This is a genomic window from Geodermatophilus sp. SYSU D00703 (assembly GCF_054050155.1).
On the sequence record NZ_JBJGYU010000002.1, the window covers coordinates 318,550 to 340,727 of the forward strand.

General features: G+C 75.2%; 24 protein-coding genes. 12 read left to right on the forward strand and 12 right to left on the reverse strand.

The annotated features are described in order from the left end of the window. Nucleotides 1-21 precede the first annotated feature (21 nt). Nucleotides 22-615, forward strand: coding sequence for a nucleotidyltransferase family protein (locus ACI782_RS05000; protein WP_456906710.1), 594 nt, complete (start codon nt 22-24; stop codon nt 613-615). Then, complete coding sequence (locus tag ACI782_RS05005) at nt 612-1,022, forward strand: molybdenum cofactor biosynthesis protein MoaE (protein ID WP_456906712.1); 411 nt, start codon at nt 612-614, stop codon at nt 1,020-1,022. The genes ACI782_RS05000 and ACI782_RS05005 overlap by 4 nt, the downstream gene beginning before the upstream one ends. Before the next feature lie 23 nt (nt 1,023-1,045). Here the strand turns inward: ACI782_RS05005 and ACI782_RS05010 are convergent, their stop codons facing one another. The 8 genes from ACI782_RS05010 to ACI782_RS05045 all read right to left on the reverse strand — a co-directional run bounded on the left by ACI782_RS05010 (nt 1,046) and on the right by ACI782_RS05045 (nt 7,718). Then, nucleotides 1,046-2,002, reverse strand: a complete 957-nt coding sequence (locus ACI782_RS05010; RefSeq protein ID WP_456906714.1) for a hypothetical protein — start codon at nt 2,000-2,002, stop codon at nt 1,046-1,048. Nucleotides 2,003-2,134: 132 nt separating this feature from the next. Further along, the gene (locus ACI782_RS05015) at nt 2,135-2,662 is read right to left on the reverse strand and encodes a GAF domain-containing protein (RefSeq protein ID WP_456906716.1); all 528 of its coding nucleotides are present in this window, start codon (nt 2,660-2,662) and stop codon (nt 2,135-2,137) included. 46 nt (nt 2,663-2,708) lie between these two features. Then, complete coding sequence (locus ACI782_RS05020; RefSeq protein WP_456906718.1) at nt 2,709-2,912, reverse strand: hypothetical protein; 204 nt, start codon at nt 2,910-2,912, stop codon at nt 2,709-2,711. 36 nt (nt 2,913-2,948) lie between these two features. Continuing rightward, on the reverse strand, nt 2,949-3,974 hold the full coding sequence (locus ACI782_RS05025) for a hemolysin family protein (protein ID WP_456906720.1): 1,026 nt from the start codon (nt 3,972-3,974) through the stop codon (nt 2,949-2,951). Next, nucleotides 3,967-5,352 carry a hemolysin family protein gene (locus ACI782_RS05030; RefSeq protein ID WP_456906721.1) on the reverse strand — a complete coding sequence of 462 codons (1,386 nt, stop codon included), beginning with the start codon at nt 5,350-5,352 and terminating at the stop codon, nt 3,967-3,969. Before ACI782_RS05030 ends, ACI782_RS05025 begins: the two co-directional genes overlap by 8 nt. 79 nt (nt 5,353-5,431) lie before the next feature. Continuing rightward, a complete protein-coding gene (locus ACI782_RS05035) occupies nt 5,432-5,671 on the reverse strand; it encodes a MoaD/ThiS family protein (RefSeq protein WP_456906723.1) in 240 nt (79 codons plus the stop codon). Between the two features lie 7 nt (nt 5,672-5,678). After that, a complete protein-coding gene (moaA, locus tag ACI782_RS05040) occupies nt 5,679-6,728 on the reverse strand; it encodes a GTP 3',8-cyclase MoaA (protein ID WP_456906725.1) in 1,050 nt (349 codons plus the stop codon). 117 nt (nt 6,729-6,845) lie between these two features. Beyond that, nucleotides 6,846-7,718, reverse strand: coding sequence for a hypothetical protein (locus tag ACI782_RS05045; protein ID WP_456906727.1), 873 nt, complete (start codon nt 7,716-7,718; stop codon nt 6,846-6,848). A 217-nt stretch (nt 7,719-7,935) separates the two neighbouring features. Here ACI782_RS05045 and ACI782_RS05050 point away from each other — a divergent pair, with 217 nt between their 5' ends. After that, nucleotides 7,936-9,195, forward strand: a complete 1,260-nt coding sequence (locus tag ACI782_RS05050) for an MFS transporter (protein ID WP_456906729.1) — start codon at nt 7,936-7,938, stop codon at nt 9,193-9,195. Between the two features lie 61 nt (nt 9,196-9,256). Further along, on the forward strand, nt 9,257-10,093 hold the full coding sequence (locus ACI782_RS05055) for an aldo/keto reductase (protein WP_456906731.1): 837 nt from the start codon (nt 9,257-9,259) through the stop codon (nt 10,091-10,093). Between the two features lie 49 nt (nt 10,094-10,142). On the opposite strand, the gene ACI782_RS05060 is transcribed toward ACI782_RS05055, so the two are convergent. Continuing rightward, nucleotides 10,143-10,952, reverse strand: coding sequence for a DUF3097 domain-containing protein (locus tag ACI782_RS05060; RefSeq protein WP_456906733.1), 810 nt, complete (start codon nt 10,950-10,952; stop codon nt 10,143-10,145). Between the two features lie 321 nt (nt 10,953-11,273). On the opposite strand from ACI782_RS05060, the gene ACI782_RS05065 reads away from it, so the two are divergent. The 7 genes from ACI782_RS05065 to ACI782_RS05095 all read left to right on the forward strand — a co-directional run bounded on the left by ACI782_RS05065 (nt 11,274) and on the right by ACI782_RS05095 (nt 17,311). Beyond that, complete coding sequence (locus tag ACI782_RS05065) at nt 11,274-12,266, forward strand: DUF2382 domain-containing protein (protein WP_456906735.1); 993 nt, start codon at nt 11,274-11,276, stop codon at nt 12,264-12,266. 149 nt (nt 12,267-12,415) lie between these two features. Beyond that, nucleotides 12,416-13,330: an AAA family ATPase gene (locus ACI782_RS05070; protein WP_456906737.1), complete on the forward strand. Its 915-nt coding sequence runs from the start codon at nt 12,416-12,418 to the stop codon at nt 13,328-13,330. A gap of 46 nt (nt 13,331-13,376) precedes the next feature. Next, complete coding sequence (locus ACI782_RS05075) at nt 13,377-14,510, forward strand: vWA domain-containing protein (RefSeq protein ID WP_456906739.1); 1,134 nt, start codon at nt 13,377-13,379, stop codon at nt 14,508-14,510. Nucleotides 14,511-14,578: 68 nt separating this feature from the next. Next, nucleotides 14,579-15,700, forward strand: a complete 1,122-nt coding sequence (locus tag ACI782_RS05080) for an XdhC family protein (protein ID WP_456906741.1) — start codon at nt 14,579-14,581, stop codon at nt 15,698-15,700. A gap of 101 nt (nt 15,701-15,801) precedes the next feature. Next, the gene (locus ACI782_RS05085) at nt 15,802-16,068 is read left to right on the forward strand and encodes a helix-turn-helix domain-containing protein (RefSeq protein WP_456906743.1); all 267 of its coding nucleotides are present in this window, start codon (nt 15,802-15,804) and stop codon (nt 16,066-16,068) included. Further along, on the forward strand, nt 16,065-16,757 hold the full coding sequence (locus ACI782_RS05090) for an ATP-dependent Clp protease proteolytic subunit (RefSeq protein ID WP_456906745.1): 693 nt from the start codon (nt 16,065-16,067) through the stop codon (nt 16,755-16,757). Before ACI782_RS05085 ends, ACI782_RS05090 begins: the two co-directional genes overlap by 4 nt. A gap of 53 nt (nt 16,758-16,810) precedes the next feature. Beyond that, entirely contained in the window at nt 16,811-17,311 is a 501-nt protein-coding gene (locus ACI782_RS05095; protein WP_456906747.1) for a molybdenum cofactor biosysynthesis protein, read from the forward strand. Between the two features lie 41 nt (nt 17,312-17,352). Here the strand turns inward: ACI782_RS05095 and ACI782_RS05100 are convergent, their stop codons facing one another. From ACI782_RS05100 to ACI782_RS05110, 3 genes are all read right to left on the reverse strand, one after another. After that, nucleotides 17,353-18,288 carry a vWA domain-containing protein gene (locus ACI782_RS05100; RefSeq protein ID WP_456906749.1) on the reverse strand — a complete coding sequence of 312 codons (936 nt, stop codon included), beginning with the start codon at nt 18,286-18,288 and terminating at the stop codon, nt 17,353-17,355. Between the two features lie 110 nt (nt 18,289-18,398). Beyond that, nucleotides 18,399-19,292, reverse strand: coding sequence for an AAA family ATPase (locus ACI782_RS05105; protein WP_456906751.1), 894 nt, complete (start codon nt 19,290-19,292; stop codon nt 18,399-18,401). Between the two features lie 129 nt (nt 19,293-19,421). Beyond that, a complete protein-coding gene (locus ACI782_RS05110) occupies nt 19,422-20,549 on the reverse strand; it encodes an NDMA-dependent alcohol dehydrogenase (RefSeq protein WP_456906753.1) in 1,128 nt (375 codons plus the stop codon). Nucleotides 20,550-20,701: 152 nt separating this feature from the next. On the opposite strand from ACI782_RS05110, the gene ACI782_RS05115 reads away from it, so the two are divergent. After that, nucleotides 20,702-22,144: a bifunctional 3-(3-hydroxy-phenyl)propionate/3-hydroxycinnamic acid hydroxylase gene (locus tag ACI782_RS05115; RefSeq protein WP_456906755.1), complete on the forward strand. Its 1,443-nt coding sequence runs from the start codon at nt 20,702-20,704 to the stop codon at nt 22,142-22,144. The last annotated feature ends 34 nt before the right edge of the window (nt 22,145-22,178 follow it).

Genomic DNA, 22,178 nt, shown 5'->3' on the forward strand with positions numbered 1-22,178 from the left:
CCGTCCTGGCAGGGTGGGGGCGTGAGCGCAGTCGCGGGTCTCGTCCTCGCCGCCGGCGGCGGTCGCCGCTACGGCATGCCCAAGGCCCTGGCCGAGTACGAGGGCAGCCTGCTGGTCGAGCGGGCGGTCCGGACGGCGCGGCAGGTGTGCGACCCGGTGCTGGTCGTCCTCGGCGCCCGCGCGGTCGACGTCTGGCGGACCGCCGACCTCGACGGCGCCACGGTGCTGGCCAACCGCGACTGGGAGACCGGCATGGCGTCGTCCCTGCGCACCGGGCTGGAGGGGCTGCGCGGCTGGCCCGGACGGGTCGACGCCGCCCTCGTGCTGCTGGTCGACATGCCCGGCATGACCCCGGCCGCGCTGGCGCGGATGGCCGGGCACGCCGCACCCGACGCGCTCGCCGTCGCCACCTACGCCGGCGTCCGCGGGCACCCGGTGCTGCTCGGCCGCGAGCACTGGGCCGGCGTCGCCGAGACGGCGACCGGCGACGAGGGCGCCCGCCGCTACCTGGCCACGCACCCGGTCACCGAGGTGGACTGCACCGGCCTGGCCGACCCCACCGACCTCGACGTCCCGCCGGGGAGCGCCACCTCCGGGGTACCGTCGGCGCCGTGATCGCCCGGGTCGTGGACACGCCGCTGTCGGTCGCCGAGCACGAGGACGCCGTGGCGGACAAGGCCGCCGGCGCGGTCGTCTCCTTCGCCGGCGTCGTGCGCGACCACGACGGCGGCCGGTCTGTGACCGAGCTCGAGTACGTCGGCCACCCGACGGCGCAGGAGGTCATCACCGAGCTGGCCGAGGAGTTCTCCGCCCGCCCCGAGGTGCACGCCGTGGCGGTGTCGCACCGTGTCGGGATGCTGGGCATCGGCGACGTCGCGCTGGCCTGCGCGGTCAGCGCCTCGCACCGCGGCCAGGCGTTCGCGGCCTGCGCGGAGCTCGTCGACGAGGTGAAGAAGCGGCTGCCGATCTGGAAGCGGCAGGTCTTCACCGACGGCGAGGAGGAGTGGGTCGCCTGCCCCTGAGGGCGGTCCCGGGCGGGGTCCTCTCAGTCGTCGACCAGCACGACCTCGTACTGGTCGGCGGTCGGCGGGATCCCGGTGTCGAACTTGGCGTTCACCACCGCGAGCCGGTGGTCGAACCAGATGGCCGTGGCCGGGGTCTGGAAGGCGGCATCCGTGATCACTTCCTCGACCGTCCCGGAGGCCAGGTCGCGGCTCAGCCGGACCTGGGTCACCTGGTCGCTGTTCTGCACCGCCCAGAGGTCCCGGCCCCTCGACACGAGGCCGTCCACGCCCGGCACGCTGACCCCGTCGACCACCGCACTGTCGCCCGTCTCCGGGTCCACGGTGAGCAGCTGCCCCCTGCCGGCGTGCGCGACGACCACCGTGTCCCCGTCCTCGGTCGCGACGATGCCGTTCAGGTTGAACTGCCCACTGGTGTCGGCGGCCGGGCCGTTCAGGTCGAGCGTGCCCGCGTCGCCGGGTTCGCCGTCGCGGTCCACGGGCACGAAGAACAGCTGGGCGCGGCGGCTGTCGGTGAACCAGGCGCCGTCCTCGGTGACGGTCACGTCGTTGACGACGGTCGTGGGCGGGACGGCGTCCGCGGGCGACGGCGGCGAGAACTGGTAGGTCGCCACCGTGTCCCCGCTCCGGACGTCGTAGACGTACGCCTGACCGGTGAAGCCCCCGGCGACGAACAACAGCCCGTGCCGGTGGTCGAAGGACATGCCGACGGCCATCCGGGCCGGCTCGTCGGGGACGTCGATGAAGAGCTCGGCGGTCCCCTCGGCCAGGTCGCCGCGGAACACGTCACCGCGGAACAGGTCACCCGCGTAGAAGGTGGCGTCCCAGCCCCGGGCGATGCCCTCGGCCGAGCTGGCCCCGGGCAGCACGATGACGTCGACCTCCGGGGAGGCGAGCGCGGGGCCGCCGGTGGCCGCCAGCAGGGCGAGGACGGTGCCCAGCGTGATCGTCGATGAGCGGGGGAGTGCGGACCCGGCCATCGGTGCCTCCTGGTCGCAGCGGCGATCGGCCGCCGGGACCGGGAGCTGGGTCCCGGCGCTCCACGATGGCACCGACCGGCCGCCCCGGGAAGGGCCGGAGGTCGGCCCGCCCCTGTCCCGGGGCACGTGCGGTCAGACCGGCACGGAGCCCGGGGGTGCCGGTGGCGGCGGCGGGTCCGGGGTCATCCCGGCGGCCATGAGCGTGCTCAGCAGCCGCGCGACCAGCTCCACCAGCGGCAGGTCGCGGGCCGCGCTGCGTGGCTTGGCCCGGAAGCCGATGGCGCACACCGTGCCGAAGAGCTCCCCCTCGGCCGTCACCAGGGGGACGCCGAGGTAGGCGGCCACCCGCTGGACCGGTCCGAGCGAGCGCGAGGCGTACTCCGGGACGGCGGCGGTCACGGTGGCCACCCGCGGCGCCTCGCCGGAGACCATCAGCCGGCAGAAGCTCTCCTCCCACGGCAGGGACGCGCCGCGCGGCAGCACGTCCGTCGGGAACGCGTGCAGCACCACCTGCCGCCCGTCGACGACGCGCGTGACCACGCAGACGTCCCACCCGAGCTGCTCGTGCAGGAACCTCAGCGCGCCGCAGGCGACGCCGCCGAAGTCGCGCCAGGGCGCCATGTCGGCGATCCCCGGTCCGGGGACCACGTGTTCCGCCATCCCCCCGTGCCCCCTCCGGTCACCGGGCCGCGCCCGGCGACGCCGGTCAGTGGTCTGGGTCGGTCCCGGGACGCGGCTGCTGCCGAGTGGTGTCCCCCCGCTCGGCGGCCTCCTCCTCGGCCTCGCCCTCGAGGCGCCGGGCCTCGCCGGCCAGCTGCGCGGCGGCGTCCCCGTGCGACTCGCCGTAGACCTCCTCGGCCCGGCCGAGGAGTTCCTCGGCCTTGGCCCGGGCCTTGTCCCAGATGTTCATGCACCCATTCTCGACCGTCCGCCGCCTCGCGGCGGGTCAGCGGTGCACGGCGTCCCGGATCTCCCCGACCAGCTCCTCGAGGATGTCCTCCAGCGCGACCACGCCCAGCACCTCGCCGCCCTCGGTGACGGCGGCGAGGTGCGCGCCGTCGGCCTGCATGGCCTGCAGGGTGGTGCGCAGGTCGCCGGTGGCCGGCACGCGGGGGAGGGGACGGGTGATGTCGGCGACCCGGACGTCGGGTTCGCCGTCGGTCACCAGCACGTCCTTGACGTGGACGTAGCCGGCCACCGCGCTCCCGCGCAGCACGGGGAAGCGGGAGAAGCCGGTACGGGCGGCGGCGCGCTCGACGGCTGGGGCGCCGTCCTCCCAGCGCACGGTGGTCAGCCGGTCGCGGGGGATGAGGACCGAGCGGGTGTCGCGGTCCTCCAGGGCCAGTGCCCCGGTCAGCAGGTCGTGCTCACGCTTGCCGAGCAGTCCGCCGGCGCGTGACTGGTCGAGCAGACCGGCCACCTCGTCCCGGGTGAAGGAGCTGGTCACCTCGTCCTTCGGCTCGACCCGCAGCACCCGCAGGACGGCGTTGGCCAGCGCGTTGAGGGCGACGATCACGGGCCTGAGCACGGTGACGACGGCCGCCAGGGGCGGGGCGAGCGCCAGCGCCGCGCGGTCCGGGCCGGCGAGGGCGAGGTTCTTGGGCACCATCTCGCCGATCACCACGTGCAGCGCGACGACGGCGAGCAGCGCGATCGCGAAGGCGACGGGGTGCACCAGCGCCTCGGGCACGCGCAGCGCGTCGAACACCGGCTCCACCAGGTGCGCGACGGCCGGCTCGCCGATCGCGCCCAGCCCCAGCGAGCAGACGGTGATGCCCAGCTGCGCGCCGGCCATCATCAGCGACACCCGCTCCATGGCGGCGAGCGTCGTGCGGGCGCGGCGGGAGCCGGCCTCGGCCAGCGGCTCGATCGACGAGCGCCGGGCGGAGATCAGCGCGAACTCCGCGCCGACGAAGAACGCATTGGCCAGCAGCAGGACGACGGCGACGAGCACCCCGACCCAGTCACCCACGGGGGGCCTCCTCGACGTCGGCCTCGGGGGCGACCGCGCCGACCAGCGCGCGGTCCACGCGGGTGCCGTCGAGGCGCTCCACCTCGACCCACACGCCGCCGGGGTGCCCGTCGGCCTCGGCCGCGAGCTCCGGCGGCAGCTGCCGCAGCGCGGTCACCCGGTCGCCGGGCTCGGGGATGCGGCCGAGGCGGTGCAGCACGAGACCACCGAGGGTCTCGTAGTGCCGGTCGGCCGGGACGGCGAGCCCGGTGAGCGCGCTGACCTCGTCCGGCCGCAGCAGCCCGGACACCGACCACACGCCGTCGCCGCGCGCGACGACCTCGGCGGTGGCCTCCGCGTCGTGCTCGTGGAACACCGCGCCGACCAGCTCCTCCACGAGGTCCTCGACGGTGACGACGCCGTCCGTGCCGCCGTACTCGTCGACGACGACCGCCATCTGCAGTCCGCCCCGGCGCAGGTCGACCAGCAGGTCGTCGAGCGGCCGGGAGGTGGGCACGAACAGCGGCGGCACCATCACCCGCTCGACCGGCACGGTGTCCCGCCGGTCGCGCGGCACGGCGAGCGCGTGTTTCACGTGGACCATCCCCGAGACGTCGTCCGCGCCGGAGCCGGACACGACGGGGAACCGGGAGTGCCCGGACTCCCGCGCCGCGGCGAGGACGTCGGCGACCGGGGCGCCCGCGGGCACCGTGGTCATCCGCGTCCGCGGGGTGGCGACGTCGCTGGCGCGCAGCTCACCGAAGGCCAGCCCGCGCTCGAGCAGGGTCGCCGTCCCGGCCGGCAGCGTGCCGACGGTCCGCGAGCGGCGGACCAGCGAGGTCAGCTCCTCCGGCGAGCGGGCCGACGCCAGCTCCTCTTGCGGCTCCACGCCGAAGACCCGGCGCAGGACGCCGTTCGCCCAGCCGTTGAGCAGCCGGATGACCAGCGAGGTGGCGCGGGTGAAGCCGCGCTGGAAGCCGGACACCGCCATGGCCACCCGCAGCGGCTGCGCGATCGCCAGGTTCTTGGGCACCAGCTCGCCGAACACCATGGTCAGCACCGTCGCGACGACCAGGGCCAGGGTGATCGACACCGACCGCGCGGCGGCCCCGGACAGGCCGAGGTCGCCCAGCGGACCCCGCAGCAGCGCCGCGATCGAGGGCTCGGCGACGAACCCGATCGCCAGGTTGGTGACGGTGATGCCGAGCTGGGCGCCGGACAGCTGGGTGGACAGCGTCCGCAGCGCCGACAGGGCGGTGCCGGCCCGGGAGGAGCCGGCCTCGGCCTCCCGCTCCACGGTCGCCCGGTCGACGGTGACGAGGGCGAACTCGAAGGCGACGAAGCCGGCACAGGCGAGGACGAGCAGGACGCCGACGACGACGAGCAGCCACTCGGTCATCGGGGAGTCCGCGCGGGCGGGCGCGGCAGGAGTTCAGGACAGGGGGGATGGTGAGGCAGCGCCTGCACGGGTTAGGGGATCAACCTCCGGCGAACGGGGGCAGCACGTCGACGACCGCCCCGGGCTGCAGGGCCAACGATCGGTCCCGCGTCTGCGTTCCGTCGACGAGGAACGAGCAGGCGGTGAGCACCCGCTCCAGCTTCTCGCCGTGCGTCGCGACCATCTGCCCGACCAGCTCCTCGAGGGTGCCGGCAGCGCGCGTCTCGGTGTCCACACCGGAGGCCGCGCGGGCCCCCGCGAAGTACCGGACCGTGACCATGGGGTGCTCAGCCCCCGATGGCCGACATGGGCCGGGACGGCTGCAGGAAGCTCGGGTCGTCGATGCCGTGCCCGGGGAGCTTGCCGAGGGTGGCGATCCGCCAGCGGTCGGCCAGCTCCTCGTCGGAGGCGCCCTCGCGCATCGGCGTCCGCAGGTCGGACTCCTCGCGGGCGAACAGGCAGTTGCGGACCTGCCCGTCGGCGGTGAGCCGGGTGCGGTCGCAGGTGCCGCAGAACGAGCGGGTCACCGACGCGATGACGCCGACGGTCGCCGGGCCGCCGTCCACCAGCCAGCGCTCGGCCGGTGCCGAGCCCCGCTCCTCGGTGTCGGGCGTGAGGGTGTGGGCCTGCGAGAGCCGCTCGAGGATGTCCTCCGCGGTGACCATCCGGCCGCGGGTCCAGGCGTGGTGGGCGTCGAGCGGCATCTGCTCGATGAACCGCAGCTGGTAGCCGTGCTCGAGGCAGAAGTCCAGCAGCGGGACGGCGTCGGCCTCGTTGATGCCGTGCAGCAGGACGGCGTTGACCTTCACCGGGGTGAGCCCGGCGGCCTGCGCGGCGGCCAGGCCGGCGAGGACGTCGTCCAGCCGGTCGCGGTACGCGAGCTGCTTGAACCGGTCGCGGTCGAGGGTGTCGAGGCTGACGTTGATCCGGTCCAGCCCGGCCGCGGCGAGCGCGGGGGCGACGCGGGCCAGGCCGATCGCGTTGGTGGTGAGGCTCACCTCGGGACGCGGGCTCAACCGGGTGGTGGCCTGCACGATGCCGACCAGGCCGGGGCGCAGCAGCGGCTCGCCGCCGGTGAAGCGGACCTCGCGGATGCCCAGCCGCTCCACGCCGATGCGGACCAGGCGGACGATCTCGTCGTCGGTCAGCACCTCGACCTTGGGCAGCCAGTCCAGCCCCTCGGGGGGCATGCAGTAGGTGCAGCGCAGGTTGCACCGGTCGGTGAGGGAGACCCGCAGGTCGGTGGCGACACGGCCGTGCCGGTCCACCAGCCCGCCGCTGCCCGGGGCGCCGTCGGCGGGTCGGACCCAGGGGTCGGGCAGGGAGGTCGGGGTCACCTCGTCCAATGTAGTAGCGGGGGCCAACGACGTGGCCAGGGTCGGTCCGGACCCGAGGGGTCGAACCGCAGCCGCGGACGCGGACCGCGCGTGCGGCCCGCGTCCGCGGAACGACGGTCAGCCGATCGGGGTGGGGTCCACCGGCTCCGGCGGGACGGGGACGGAGCCGCCGATGCGGTTGCGGGCCTGGCAGTCGCTGGTGCAGTTCGTGGCGCCGCCCGACAGCTCGATCGCGTCCTCGCCGAGGACACCGCCCATCCGGCCGCCGGATGCCACCGACCAGCGGGTGCTCGTCCCGTCCTGGTACAGCTTCGTGGCGACCTGGGGGCTGTCCTTGCCGAGCAGCATCTGGTGCGTCGCGTCCCCGGCGACGCCGTCGCCGAAGTTGACCTTCCCGGTGAACTCGTTGACGAAGTAGAACAGCGTCGGGCCGAGCGTGTGCACGAACTCGACCGGCGCGCCGAACTCCTGCTCCATCTGGAAGATCCCGCCCTGCGGGGCGTCCTTGGCCTGGATCTTGAGCTTGCCGGCGGCCGTGGAGAACTCGGCGACGAGGACGCCGTCTCGCAGCCGCAGCTCGGCGATCCGCACGCCGCGCAGCTGTGCGGCGGTCAGCTGCGGCACCTTCGCGGCGAAGACGACGGTCGGCGCGGTGACCATGCGCTGCGGGTCCGCGGCGCCGGTGAGTGTGTAGTCGACGACGCCCAGGGTCGCCGGGTCGATGGTGAAGGTGACGTGCCGGCCCCGGACGGCGACGGGGCCGGTCGGCGTCACGTCGCGCAGGCGCGCCTCGCGCCCGGGCGCCGGGTCGGTGGTGCGGCCGTTGACGACGACGGCGAAGTCGCCGGTGGTGCCGGCCGCGGTGCCGCCGTCCTCGGTGGTCGTGGCGTCGTCGCCGCCCCGGGCCGACGCGGTGCCGGGCACCAGCAGGACGGCGAGGGTGAGGAGTGCGGCCAGGAGGAGGGCTCGGCGCGGGGGGATCGGGGACACGGGGCTCCCTAGGGTGGTGGGCACGTCCGCGTGTGCGGTCGCTCACACAGCGTGCATGAACGTTCATGCACTGGTCCGGCTGACACGCGGGCGGACGCCGTCCCCGCAGGGAAACCGGCGGCGCGACGTCCCTGCCCGTTGCTACGGTCGGCGGGCCACCCGAGAGCCCGGCGGGCTCACCCCGCACTCGCCTGTGGCCAGGAAGCGCGAGAAGTCCGTGTCACCCCGCACCGTGTTCGCTCCGTACGCCCGCCTCTTCGCCGTGCCCGGCTCGGTGGCGTTCTCCTTCGCCGGCTGGGTCGCCCGCCTGCCCATCCCGATGCTCGGTCTGGGTGCCGTGCTCCTCGTGGCCGGGGAGACCGGCAGCTACGGGGTGGCCGGCGCGGTCTCCGGCACCCTGGCGCTGAGCTTCTCCGTCGCCAGCCCGCAGTGGGCACGCGCGATGGACCGCCGCGGCCAGGGCGTCGTCCTGCGCTGGGCGATGACCGCCTACCTGCTCTCCGGGGTGGGCTTCGTCGCCGCGGTCACCGCCGGGGCACCCCGCTGGTCGTGGTTCCTGCTTGCCGCGGTCTGCGGCGCCAGCGGGCCCAACATCGGCTCGCTCGTGCGGGCCCGCTGGGCGGCGGCGCTCGAGGACGCCCGCGGGCGGCAGACCGCCTTCGCCCTGGAGGCCGTGGTCGACGAAGTCGTCTTCGTCGTCGGCCCGCCGTTGGTCACCCTGCTCGCCACACTGGTCGCCCCGCCGGTCGGCTTCCTCACCGGGATCGTCCTGGGCTCGGTCGGCGGCTTCTGGCTGGCCGGCCAGCGCGCCACCGAGCCTGCCGTGCACGGGCCCGACCCCGCCTCTCCCGCCCGCAGGTGGGCGGCCCTCAACGCCACGGTGCTGGTCGTCTCGGCGACCTACGTCGCGGTCGGGGCCGTGTTCGGCGCGGTGGACGTCGTCGTGGTGGGCTTCGCCGCCGCGGAGGGCGCCCCGGCGCTCGCCGGCCTGGCGCTCGCCGTCTACGCGGGCGGCAGCCTGGTGGCCGGACTCGTCTACGGCGTCCTCCGGCTGCCCGGCACGCTGGCCACGCGCTTCCTGGCCACGGCCGTCGCCTTCGGCCTCGCCGCCCAGCTCATGTGGGGCGTGGGCTCGCTCGTGGCCCTGGTGGGTGTCGGGTTCCTCGCGGGCCTGACCATCGCCCCGGTGCTGGTCTCGGGGACGTCGCTGGCCGAGTCCCGCGTCCCGCGCGCGGCCCTCACCGAGGCGCTGTCCTGGACGACGACCGGACTCACCCTCGGCGTGACCGCGGGGTCGGCCCTGGCAGGGGCCGCCGTGGACGCGTGGGGCGCGGAGACCGCGTTCGCCGTCCCGGCGCTGGCCGCGGCCGGAGCCGCCCTCCTCGCCCTCGCCGGCGCTCCCCTGCTGCGCCGTCCGGCACCGCCGGCGGGAACGGCGCGGCCGCCCGCGCGGGTTGACCACGGCGTCAAGGGGTAGGCGCCCCCCGGGTGGCCCCGTCGTGAGCGCCACCCTCCCCGATCCGAGAGGAACAGTGCCTGTGGCCAGCGTGCCCACCATCCGTCTGAACAACGGCGTCGAGATCCCCCAGCTGGGCTTCGGCGTCTTCCAGATCCCGCCGGACCAGACCGCCGAGGCGACCCGCACGGCGCTCGAGGTCGGCTACCGGCACATCGACACCGCGCAGATGTACGGCAACGAGAAGGGCGTCGGCGAGGCCGTCCGCACCTCGGGCATCCCGCGCGAGGAGGTGTTCGTCACCAGCAAGCTCAACAACAACCGGCAGACGCGCGACGACATCCTCCGGTCCTTCGACGAGAGCCTGGCCCAGCTCGGCTTCGACCAGCTCGACCTCTTCCTGGTCCACTGGCCGCTGCCGACGGTGAGCGACTACGTGGCCCGCTGGAAGGTCCTGGAGGAGATCTACGCCAGCGGCCGGGTCCGCGCGATCGGCGTCTCCAACTTCCAGCCGCACCACCTGCGGAACCTCTTCGGGGCCACCGAGGTCCGCCCGGCGGTCAACCAGATCGAGGTGCACCCCTACCTGGCCAACGACGAGGCACGCACCTTCGGCGCCGAGCACGAGATCGTGACGGAGGCCTGGGCTCCCATCGCGAAGGGCAAGGTGTCCGACGACCCGGCGATCAAGGAGGTCGCCGAGAGCCTGGGCAGGACCCCGGCGCAGGTGACGCTGCGTTGGCACGTGCAGCGCGGGGACGTCGTCTTCCCCAAGTCGGTCACCCGCAGCCGCGTCGAGGAGAACTTCGCGATCTTCGACTTCGAGCTCGACGAGTCGCAGATGGCGGCGATGTCCGGCCTGGACCGGGGCGATCGCACCGGCCCCGACCCGGACAGCTTCGACTACATCCCGAGCTGACCCCCGAGCGGAGTACCAGGGCGCGGAGAACGGGCCCCTGGTACTCCGCTCAGTCGGTCGTGACGAAGTCGATGAGCTCCTCGACCCGGCCGATCAGCGCCGGCTCCAGGTCGGTCCACGTGCGCACGCGGGCGAGGACCCGCTGCGCCCAGACGTAGCCGGTGTCGTCCTCCCAGCCCAGCCGGCGGCAGACCCCCTCCTTCCACGACTCGCCCCTGGGCACCGTCGGCCAGGCACGGATGCCGACCACCTGCGGCTTGACCGCCTGCCAGATGTCGATGAACGGGTGGCCGACGACGAGCGCGTGCTCGCCGGTCACCTGGTCGGCGATCCGCGACTCCTTGGACCCCTTCACCAGGTGGTCGACCAGTACGCCGAGCCGCCGTCCGGACGCCGGGCGGAAGTCCCGGACGATGGCCGGCAGGTCGTCCACGCCGTGCAGCGGCTCCACGACGACGCCCTCGATGCGCAGGTCGTGACCCCACACCTTCTCGACCAGCTCGGCGTCGTGCTTGCCCTCGACGTAGATGCGTCCCTCGCGGGCGACCCGGGCCCGCGCCCCGGCGACGTAGGTCGACCCCGACGCGCTCCGGGTCGGGGTCACCGGCGCCGCGGGCCTCGGCCGCACCAGCACGACCGGCCGGCCGTCGACCCAGAACCCCGGACCCAGCGGGTAGGCGCGGACCTTCCCGAACCGGTCCTCCAGGTGGACGACGTCCTTCTCGCAGCGCACGACGGCGCCCACGAAGCCCGAGCTCGGGTCCTCGACGACGAGGTCCCGCTCGGCCTCGACCTGCGGGGTGGGCTTCTTGACGGTGCGCGGGTGGACCAGGTCGTCGTACGGCGAGCGGGGAGGCACGCCCTCCAGGATGAGCAGCACCGGGCCCGAGGACGGCGGCGACGCGCCGGGGGACGGCTGTGGACGACACGCCCGGCGGTGGTGTGGTGACCCAGCGTGGCCCCGTGCGTCGGTCACTCTCCGCAACTCCTGTTGCGCGCGATCGACGTGCGGATGAGCTGCAGGGACGCGCCGCCCAGCTCGAGACAGCCGTCCCGCGCCGGTACCGGACCGGAGGCCCGTTGGACGGGTCGGACGAATCGGTCCGTTTCGTCGCGTGACTGCCGGTAACCCCTCCTGACGACCGTTCCACCAGTGCTCAGATGGGAGCGACGAACGACGATGATCGGAACCGACACCATCAGCCGCGTGATCGGCAAGGACGTGTACGACCAGAGCGGCCAGAAGATCGGCTCCGCCTCCGAGGTCTACCTCGACGACGAGACCGGCCAGCCCGAGTGGGTCACCGTGCGTACGGGCCTGTTCGGCACCAAGGAGTCCTTCGTCCCGATCCGGGAGGCCGACCTCACCGACGACGGCCTGCGGGTACCGGTGAGCAAGGACGCCGTGAAGGACGCTCCGAAGATCGACACCGACGGCCACCTGTCGCCGCAGGAGGAGCAGGAGCTCTACCGCTACTACGGCCTGGACACCGGCACGGGGGCCCTCGGTGGCGTCGACACCGGCAACGGCCGCACCGACACCACCGTGGGCCGCGTCGACCAGCCGGGGACGGTCGGCACCGAGTCGACCACCGGGATGGCCAGCACCGGCATGGCCGGCCAGGGCATCGCCGACCGCGACCTGACCGGGACCGCCGGGTACACCGACACCCGTCCCGCGGTCGGCCACGACACCTCCGGTCCGACGACGGACAACGCCATGACCCGCTCGGAGGAGCGGCTCAACGTCGGCACCCGCAGCGAGGAGGTCGGCCGGGCCCGGCTGCGGAAGTACGTGGTGACCCAGAACCAGACCGAGACGGTGCCGGTCTCCCGCGAGGAGGTCCGGGTCGAGCGCGAGCCGATCACCGACGCCAACATCGGCAGTGCGCTGGACGGGCCGGCCATCAGCGAGGAGGAGCACGAGGTGACCCTCCACGCCGAGCGCCCGGTGGTGGAGAAGGAGGCCGTGCCGGTCGAGCGCGTGCGCCTGGACAAGGAGACGGTCACCGACACCGAGACGGTCTCCGCCGACGTCCGCGAGGAGCGGATCGAGGTCGACGGCGCCCAGGGCACCGGCGTCCGGGGCGACGTGGGCGGCCACGACGACCGCAGCCTCACGCAGAAGGCCAAGGACGCCCTGGACCGCGACCGAGACGGCCGGATCGGCTGACCCGCGAGGTCGCAGGACGGCGCCCGCCCGGCTCGACCGGGCGGGCGCCGTCGCGTCCGGGCTGCGGGTCCGGGGCTGCGGGTCCGGAGGAGGGCCGCGGGCCCGGGTGAGGGCCGCCGTCCGGACAGCGCAGGTGGGATGCTCAGGACGTGAGTGAGACCACGCTGGAGCCGGTGTCCGCCTCGGACGGCGGGTTCGCCGGCCCGGACGAGCTGGCCGCGGCACTCGAGGGCACCGGTTACCTCCCCGACGAGGGGCTGGCCACCGCGGCCTACCTGGCCCTGGCGATGCACCGCCCGCTGTTCCTGGAGGGTGAGGCCGGCGTCGGCAAGACGGCGCTGGCGCAGGCGCTGGCCGAGGTGACCGGCCGGCCGCTGTACCGGCTGCAGTGCTACGAGGGCCTGGAGGCCAGCCAGGCGCTCTACGACTGGGACTTCGGCCGGCAGCTGCTGCACCTGCGCGCCGCCGAGGCCGCGCACGCGACCGGCGACACCGAGACCCTCGAGGCCTCCCTCTACGACCGCCGGTTCCTGCTCGCCCGCCCGCTGCTGCAGGCGCTCGAGGACTCCCCGAGCGTGCTCCTGGTCGACGAGGTGGACCGCGCGGACGACGAGTTCGAGGCGTTCCTGCTCGAGGTGCTCTCCGACTTCACCATCTCCATCCCGGAGCTCGGCACCATCCGGGCGGTCACGCCGCCGCTGGTGGTGCTGACCTCCAACCGCACGCGCGAGGTGCACGACGCGCTCAAGCGGCGCTGCCTCTACCACTGGCTGCAGCACCCCGACTTCGACCGCGAGGTCGCCATCCTGCGCACCCGTCTGCCGCAGGTGACCGAGCAGCTGGCCCGCGAGGTGGCCCGCGCGACGGCGAAGCTGCGCACCCTCGACCTGCTCAAGCCCCCCGGCGTCGCGGAGGCGATGGACTGGGCGACGGCGCTGCACACGCTGGGCGCCCGCGACCTCGACCCGGACGTCGCCGCGCGCACGCTCGGCGCCGTGCTCAAGTACCGCGAGGACACCGACCGGGTGCACGCCCTCGCCCGGGGGGCGCTCTTCGGTGGGTGAGTCCCCGGGCACGGGAAGCACCACCCGCGTCCCCAGCCGTGCGGACGTGGGCACTGCCTCCCATGCCTCGGATCAGCGGCGGGACGTCGTCGACACCGTGCTCGGCTTCGCGCGGACCCTCCGCCACGCCGGGGTGGCCGCCAGCCCCGACCGGGTGGAGGCGATGCTGGCCGCGGTCGGGGCGCTCGACGTCCTCGACGCCACCGACGTCTACTGGGCCGGCCGGCTCACCCTGTGTGCCGGCCCCGACGACCTGGACCGCTACGACGCCGCCTTCGCCGCGTACTTCGGGGGCGAGGCGCCGCGGCCGACCCGTTCCGCGGCGCAGCCGGAGCGGGTGCTGGCCACGACCGCGCCGCTGGAGGCCGGGACCGGCGAGGGCGACGAGGGCGAGCAGCCCCCGGAGCTGGCCGGCCGGGCCAGCGCCGACGAGGTGCTCCGGCACCGGGACGTCGCCGAGATGAGCCTGGCCGAGCGGGAGCACCTGCGCCGGCTGTTCGCGCTGCTGGTCCCCGCCTCCCCGATGCGGGCCTCGCGCCGGCGTCGGCCGAGTGCGCACGGCACGGTGCACGCGTCACGCACGGTGCGCCGCGCGCTGCACGACGGCGGCGAGGTCACCCGGTTGCTGCACCGCCGGGCCCGGCCACGCCCGCGCCGCGTCGTCCTGCTGATCGACGTCTCCGGGTCGATGAACCCCTACGCCGACGCGCTGCTGCGGTTCGCGCACGCCGCGGTGCGCGCGCACCCGGCCGCGACCGAGGTGTTCACCATCGGTACCCGGCTCACCCGCGTCACCCGCGAGATGCGGCTGCGCGACCCCGACAAGGCGCTCGCGGCCAGTGGCACCGCGATCCCCGACTGGTCCGGGGGCACCAGGCTCGGTGAGGTGCTCAAGGCGTTCCTCGACCGCTGGGGGCAGCGCGGCACCGCCCGCGGAGCGGTCGTCGTCCTCTGCAGCGACGGGTGGGAGCGCGGCGGCACCGAGGTGCTCGCCGAGCAGATGGCCCGGCTGCACCGGTTGGCGCACGCGGTCGTGTGGGTCAACCCGCACAAGGGACGGGAGGGCTACGAGCCGCTCACCGCCGGGATGCAGGCGGCCCTGCCGTTCGTCGACGCCTTCGTGGCCGGGCACAGCATGGTGGCGTTCGAGGAGCTCGCGGGAGTGATCTCCCGTGCCTGAGGTGTTGAGCGGAGTACCACGGTGGGGGTCACCTGCACTTCCACACTCCGCTGGGAGAAGGGGCAGCGATGCGTGACGTGCTCGACGACCTGGTCGGCTGGTGGCAGGCGGGCGAGACCGTCGGGATGGGGACGGTGGTCGCCACCTGGCGCTCGGCGCCGCGCCCGGCCGGCGCCTCGATGCTCGTGGGCCCCGACGGCACCGCGGTGGGCAGCGTCTCCGGCGGCTGCGTCGAGGGCGCGGTCTACGAGGAGGCCAAGGACGTCGTCGACACCGGCGTCCCCACCTTGGAGCGGTACGGCGTCAGCGACGACGACGCCTTCGCCGTCGGGCTGACCTGCGGCGGGATCCTCGACGTCTTCGTCGAGCGGGTCTCGCGGGAGTCCTTCCCCGAGCTGGGCGAGATCAAGGAGTCGGTCGACCGGCACGAGCCGGTCGCCGTCGTCACCTGTGTCGCCGGCCCCGAGGACCGGGTGGGCAAGCGGCTGGTCATCTGGCCCGACCGCACCTCCGGCACGCTGGGCCTCCAGCGGCTGGACGACGCCGTCGCGGCCGACGCCCGCGGGATGCTCGCCGCCGGCCGCACCGGGCAGATGCACTTCGGGCACGACGGCGAGCGCCGCGGCGACGACCTCACGCTCTTCGTCAACTCCTTCGCCCCGGCGGCCCGCATGGTCGTGTTCGGCGCGATCGACTTCGCCGCCGCGGTCGCCCGGGTGGGCGCCTTCCTCGGCTACCGGGTCACCGTCTGCGACGCGCGCCCGGTGTTCGCGACGCCCAAGCGGTTCCCCGACGCCCACGAGGTGGTCGTGGAGTGGCCGCACCGCTACCTGCAGGCCGAGGTGGACGCCGGGCGCATCGACGAGCGCACCGTGCTGTGCGTGCTGACCCACGACCCGAAGTTCGACGTCCCGCTGCTGGAGGTCGCGCTGCGGCTGCCGGTGGCCTACGTCGGTGCGATGGGGTCCCGCCGCACGCACGAGGAGCGGCTGGCGCGGCTGGAGGAGGCGGGCCTGGCCAAGGAGGAGCTGGCCCGGCTCTCCTCGCCCATCGGCCTGGACCTGGGCGCCCGCACCCCCGAGGAGACGGCGATCTCGATCGCGGCCGAGATCATCGCGGGGCGGTGGGGCGGCACGGGGGAGCGGCTGACCGGCATCGAGGGACCCATCCACAAGACCGCCGAGCGCTGAGGCCCAGCCGTCCACGGCCCCTGCAGGGGCCCGCCGCGAGCTCGCGCGTGGCGGAGGGCAGGGGGTCCTCGCCATAGCGGAGAAGGTATACCGTTCCTGGTATGCCGCCGCAGCGTCGCAGCCGGTTCCCCGGCCTGGAGGGGGTCGCCGACCGCCGGCGCGGCCTCATCGAGGAGCTCGTCCGGCTCCGCCAGGAGAGCGAGCTGAGCCAGACCGAGCTCGCCGCGCGCATGGGGACCTCGCAGTCCGCCGTCGCCCGGCTCGAGAGCGGTGACCTCGACGCCCGGCTGTCCACGCTGGAGCGCTACGCGGCCGCGCTGGGCCGCACCGTCGACTGGCAGGTCCGACCGTCCGAGGAGTCCCCGTGAGCGTGCCCAGGAACACCTTCCCGCCCCTGCCCCCGCAGCCGCCGGAGCCGCCGCGACCGCGGCACGACCCGTGGCACCCGGAGCCCCGTCCGGCTCCAGCCGGGCCGGTGTCGGCGTCGGCGTCCCTGGTGGTCGGCGGGCGGGACTGGCTGGCCGAGCGGCTGATCGAGCGGCGGGTGGTGGCCCTGGGCGGGCACCTGGACGTCGACGCGGTCAACCGGGCCGTCGCCGAGCTCGCGCTGCTCGACGCGACCGGGGACGGACCGGTCCGGCTGCAGCTGTCCGGGGTCGGCGCGGACCTGGACGGCGCCCTGACCCTGGTCGACGCCCTCGACCTCGTGGGCGCCCCCGTGCACGCCACCTGCCTGGGCACCCTGACCGGGCCGGCGGTCGCCGTGCTGGCCGTGGCCGACCGCCGGGTGGTCGGCCGGCACGCGGTCGTCCACCTGGTCGAACCGCGGGCGCCGCGCGGTCTGCCCGGGTCCGACGTCGAGGTCTGGGCCGCCGAGTACGCCCGGCAGCTGCACCGCCTGCAGGAGCGGCTCGCCGCCGCCTGCGGGCGCCCGGTCGAGGAGGTCGCCACCGACATGCGCGCCGGGCGGCTGCTCGACGCCGCCGAGGCCCGCGACTACGGACTGGCCGACGCGGACGAGCCGGCTCCGCCGCCGGGCGCCGGACCGATCCTCTGAGCGCCCTGCCGTATCGCTCCGACGTCGAGGTCGTCGGCCTGCTCGCCTCGCCGGTGCACCGCTACGGCGGCCGGCCCGGGGCCGACGTCCCCGACCAGGACGGCGACCGGCGCACGTCGATCGAGGTGCGCGCCGGGTCCGGCGTGGTGGGCGACCGCTACGCCGGCCGGCCGGCGCACCGGGACGCCCAGCTCACCGTGATCGCCGTCGAGGCGCTGGAGGCGCTGGCCGCGGAGCTCGGGGTGCCGCCGTTCGACCCGCTGCTGACCCGGCGCACCGTCGTCCTGCGGGGTGCGCAGGTGGAGGCGCTGCGGGGCCAGGAGTTCGCCCTGGACGGCGGCGCCGGTCCGGTGCGGCTGCGGGGTGGGCGGCCGGCGCACCCGTGCGGGTGGATGGACGTCGTCCTCGCGCCCGGGGCCCACCGCGGGCTGCGCGGCCGCGGCGGCGTGCGCTGCGCGGCCCTGTCGGACGGCGTGCTGCGGCTCGGGCCCGCCGTCCTGACCTCCGCCGTCCCGCTGGACGCCGGGCACGCCGGGGACGCCGTCCGCCGGTGAGCGGAGTGCCACGGAGTGGAGGTGCGCCCCTCCCACTCCGCTCAACCGAGCAGCAGCCGCACCGCCGCCGGGGCCTGCGTCGGCTTGAGCAGCGGCGCGACCCGACCGTCGCCGGCGGCGGCCAGGGCGGCGCAGTTGGCCACCGACTCCGGCTCCTCCGACAGGGAGAGCACGTGCAGGTGCGCTCCGGCGCGGACCAGCGCCGCCGCGGCCGGGAGCGGGTCGGGGCTGTCGGTCGGCATCCCGTCGGAGAGCAGCAGCACGTCGCGGGCGGCCGCGCGCGAGCGGCCCAGCTGGGCGGCCGCGGTGCGCAGGCCCAGGTCGAGGTCGGTCGTGCCGCCGCCGTCGAGGTCGAACAGCCTGTCGATGACGGCGTCGGCGCGCGGGTCGGTCGACAGCGCCCGCAGCACGACCGCCTGCGACCAGAACGCGACCACGCCGAGCTCGTCGCCGGGCCGCATCCGCTGGGCCAGCGCCGAGGCGGTGAGGACGGCGACGGCCAGCTCGTCGCCCGCGACCGAGCCGGAGGCGTCGACGAGCAGCACGCAGGCCCGTCCGGTGGAGCGCCAGCCCCGCGTGTGCAGGTGCTCGGCCCTCCAGTGGGGCTCGGCGCCGCGCGCGGCCAGCGTGGCGTCCAGGTCGATGTCGCTGCCGGTCTCGTCGCGGCGGGTGACCACGCGGCGGGTGCCGGGGCGGTCGGGCACCCCGGCCCGCGGCGTCCCCACCGGCAGCCGGCAGGCCAGCGCCCGGGCGGCGGCCCGCAGCGCCGGGTCGAACGCCCGCCCCATCGCGGTGAGCAGCCGGTTGGCCGCGTCGGCATCGCGCGCGGTGACCTCGGCCAGCGCCTCCTCGTCGAGCTGCCCCAGCTGCGGCGAGACCTGCTGGAACTCCGGGTGCGCCCGCGCCAGCTCGTCGCGGCCGGCGCGGCGGGCCTGGTGCTGCTTGAGGAGCTGCTCGACGTCGTCGGCGTCCTCCACCGGCGCCGGCTGCGGCGGACGCCGTCCCGGGGGCTCCCGCAGCCCGCCGGCTCCGGGCGGCGGTGGCGGCGGCTCCGCGGGCTCCGACTGCTCGCCCGGTTCCTCGGGCGTCAGGCTTTTCCCAGCTCCTCACCCGCCCGGCGCCAGATGTCGGCCACGACGTCCTCCACCGGCCGCGCGGTCCCGTCGGCGAGGGTGACCTTGCCGGTCAGCGCGGCGAGCGCGGCGTCGAGGCCGGTGGCGTCCTGCACGCCCTCGTGCCCGCGGACCGTGGCCAGCTCCAGCGCGATGAGCACGGTGTCGATCGCGCCGCGGACCGAGGAGCCGATGCGCAGCTCGGGGTGGTCGCGGGTGATCCGCACGGCGCGCACCGCCTGCGCGACCAGGTCGGCAGGCCCGTCGGTGGCGGCGGCGGCGACCGCGAGCTCGGCGTCCTCGTCCTGGTAACCCATCGCCACGCGGCAGGAGCGGTCGTAGAGGGCGGGGGTCACCCGCGCGGTGCCGACGGCGTCGAACGGGTTCATCGCCGCGACCAGCCGGAACGTGGGGCGGGCGGTCACCCGGCCGAAGCGGGGCACGTGCATCTCCCGCTCGGAGAGCACCCCGAGGAGGACGTTCATCGTCTCCTCGGGCACCCGGTTGAACTCCTCCACGTAGAGGATCGCGCCGTCGGTCATCGCCCGGGTGAGCGGGCCGGGGACGAAGTTCTCGGCCCGGTAGTCCTCGGTGAGCACCCGGGAGGCGTCGTGGTGGCCGACCAGCCGGGTGGGGGTCAGCTCGGCGTTGCCCTCGACGAGCACCAGCGGCACCCCGGCCCCGTCCGCCAGCGAGCGCAGCAGCGTCGTCTTGCCGGTGCCCGGTGGCCCCTCGAGCAGGACGTTGCGGCCGGCCGACAGGGCGGCCGCGACGACCTCCGCCTCGCGGAGGCGGGCGACCACCCGTTCGCGGGCGACCCGGACCATGCCCGTCACGTCGAGCCGCCGGGCGGCGGTGGTGGTGCTCACGGAGGTCCTCCTGTGCGGGGTGGACGTGCGACCGGGGCGCTCCCCGCAGGGAACGCCCCGGTCCGGCCGGCGGCCCCGTCCCGGGTCCCACGCTGAGCTTGCGGAGGGTGGGGAGGGCGGGGTCCTTCGTCAGTCGTAGATGATGACGCCGCGGAGGTTCTTGCCGGCCTTCATGTCCTCGTAGCCCTGGTTGACGTCGTCGAGCTTGTACCGGTTGGTGATCAGCTCGTCGAGCTTGAGCTTCCCCTCCTGGTAGAGGCGGAGCATCTTGAGGATGTCGGCGCTCGGGTTCTGGTCGCCGAACAGCGCGCCGCGGATCTCCTTGGTGAACAGCGCCAGCATGCTGGGTGTGATCGGGATGCCCACCTCGGTGAGGTCGCCGAGACCGGTGATGACGACCCGACCGCCCTTGCCGAGCGCCTCGACCCCCTGGGCGACGTGCTCGCCCTTCAGGATCCCGACGGTGATCAGCACCTTGTCCGCGCCCTGGCCGTTGGTGACGGAGCGGGCGAAGTCGGCGGCCTCCTCGATGCTCTCGAAGGCGTGGGTGGCGCCGAGCTCCTGCGCCTTCTCCCGCTTGAAGGGGATCGGGTCGACGGCGATGACGTGGCTGGCGCCGGCGTGCGCTGCGCCCTGGACGGCGTTGATGCCGATGCCGCCGATGCCCATGACGATCACCGTGTCGCCGGCCTTCACCTCTCCGGCCTGCACCGCGGTGCCCCAGCCGGTGCCCACGCCGCAGCCGGTCAGGCAGGCGACGTCCAACGGGATGTCGTCGGGGATCTTCACCGTGGAGCGGACGTCGACCGTCGTCACCTCGGCGAAGGTGCCCAGGCCGCACATCTGGCCGACGGGCGTGCCGTCGGGCGTCTGGAAGCGGAAGCTCTCCGCGTCGTCCCACCGGGAGCCGACGAGCAGGTTGGCGCCGGAGTCGCAGATGTACTGCTGGCCGTTGGCGCAGTAGCGGCAGCGGCCACAGCCGGGCAGGAAGGAGAAGACCACGTGGTCGCCCTCCTTGAAGCCCGGGGTGCCCGGCCCGACGGCCGTGACGACACCGGAGCCCTCGTGACCCCCGAGGAACGGGTAGTGGCCGGCCGCCATGTCGCCGGTGGAGAAGTGGTCGTCCGAGTGGCACAGCCCCGACGCCGCGAGCTTGACCTGCAGCTCGCCCTGTCGCGGGTCGTCCGCGACCAGGTCGGTGACCTCCCACTTGCCGGGACCGGAGCGCAGGATCGCTCCGCGGGTGTTCACGGGCACGTGTGACCTCCTCGTCGCCCTCACCGCTGAGAGCCGTTCGCATGCACGAGCGCATGACCGTGCCCCGGACGTTATGGCGTCGCTCACACAGATGGGAAGGGCGCTGCAACGTTCTCGCTACCCCCGCCCCCGAACCCTGGGAGAGTGGCGCCGTGGCGCGGGACCCGGTGGTCGTCGTCGGCGCCGGGCCGGTGGGGCTGACGGCGGCGCTGCTGCTGGCCCGCCGCGGTCTGGACGTGCTCGTCCTGGAACGGCGGCCGGCTCCCTACGACGGGCCGCGGGCGGTCCACCTCGACGACGAGGCGCTGCGGGCCCTGGCCGACGCCGGGATCGCCGACGAGTTCCTGCAGCTCAGCCGGCCGATGAGCGGGCTGCGCCTGCTGGACGGCCGGGGACGCCCGCTGGCCGAGTTCCGCCGGTCGGCCGACGCGGGCGCGCACGGCTGGCCGCAGGGCTCGCTGTTCCACCAGCCCGACCTGGAGGAGGTGCTGCTGGCCGCCGTCCGGCGGGCCCCGGGCGTCGAGCTGCGGCTCGGGGCGGAGGTCACCGGGCTGACCCAGGACGACGGCCGGGTGGCGCTGACCGTGCTGGACGACGGGACCATCTCGCGGCTGACCGCCACTGCGGTGGTGGGCTGCGACGGGGCCAACAGCACGGTCCGCCGGCTGGTCGGCTCCCGGATGCGCGACCTCGGCCGGGCCGACCGCTGGCTGGTGGCCGATCTGCGCTCGGACGTGCCGCTGCCGGTCTGGCCGGGGGTGCACCAGGTGTGCGACCCGGTCCGCCCGGCCACGTTCATGCAGGTCGCCGGGGACCGCTACCGCTGGGAGTTCCGGGTGCGGCCGGGCGAGACCCGCGAGGCGCTCACCGGGCGGCTGCCGGCCCTGCTCGACCCGTACGGCGCGGCGGGCGCCGCGGTGGTGCGCGTGGCCGAGTACGTCTACCGCGGGCAGGTGGCCGACCGGTGGCGCGACGGGCGGGTGCTGCTGGCCGGCGACGCCGCACACCTCACGCCGCCGTTCATCGGGCAGGGACTCGGCCTCGGGTTGCGCGACGTCCACCAGCTGGCCTGGAAGCTGGCCGCGGTGCTGACCGGCGCGGCCGGGGACGCGCTGCTCGACACCCACCAGGCCGAGCGGGAGCCGCACGCCCGGGCGATGGTCCGGCTGGCGCTGCTCGTCGGCCGGGTCATGACCGGGGGCGGCCGCTCCGGCTCCGTCGCCCGCCGGGCGGTGCTGGCGCTGGTGGGACGCCTGCCGGCGGTCGCGGCGTTCGCCACCGACAGCCGCACCCCGCCGCTGCGCCGCGGCCCGCTGGTGGCCCGCCGCGGCCGGGCCGGGCGGCGGCTGGCCGGGACGCTGCTGCCGCGTGCCCCGGTCCAGGCCGGCGGGTCGCGCTGCCCGGTGGACGACGTCCTGGGCCCGGGGACGGCGCGGCTGCGGCTGCTGGGCCCCGGCCGGCTGGCGGTGCGGCCGCAGGGCGCTCCCGAGGTGCGGGTGGACGACGTCGACGGCGTCCTCACCGGGTGGCTGCACCGCGCCGGGGCCTCGACGGTCGTCGTCCGCCCCGACCGCATCGTCGCGTCGGCCCGCTGACCGTCCCGCGCTGTGTGCACGCAGCGTGGTCTCG

Coding starts and splice junctions, on each gene's coding strand:
- ACI782_RS05010 (WP_456906714.1), bottom strand. CDS start 2,002: ATGGCCGGGTCCGCACTCCCCCGCTCATCGACGATCACGCTGGGCACC.
- ACI782_RS05015 (WP_456906716.1), bottom strand. CDS start 2,662: ATGGCGGAACACGTGGTCCCCGGACCGGGGATCGCCGACATGGCGCCC.
- ACI782_RS05020 (WP_456906718.1), bottom strand. CDS start 2,912: ATGAACATCTGGGACAAGGCCCGGGCCAAGGCCGAGGAACTCCTCGGC.
- ACI782_RS05030 (WP_456906721.1), bottom strand. CDS start 5,352: ATGACCGAGTGGCTGCTCGTCGTCGTCGGCGTCCTGCTCGTCCTCGCC.
- ACI782_RS05035 (WP_456906723.1), bottom strand. CDS start 5,671: ATGGTCACGGTCCGGTACTTCGCGGGGGCCCGCGCGGCCTCCGGTGTG.
- ACI782_RS05065 (WP_456906735.1), top strand. CDS start 11,274: ATGATCGGAACCGACACCATCAGCCGCGTGATCGGCAAGGACGTGTAC.
- ACI782_RS05080 (WP_456906741.1), top strand. CDS start 14,579: ATGCGTGACGTGCTCGACGACCTGGTCGGCTGGTGGCAGGCGGGCGAG.
- ACI782_RS05085 (WP_456906743.1), top strand. CDS start 15,802: ATGCCGCCGCAGCGTCGCAGCCGGTTCCCCGGCCTGGAGGGGGTCGCC.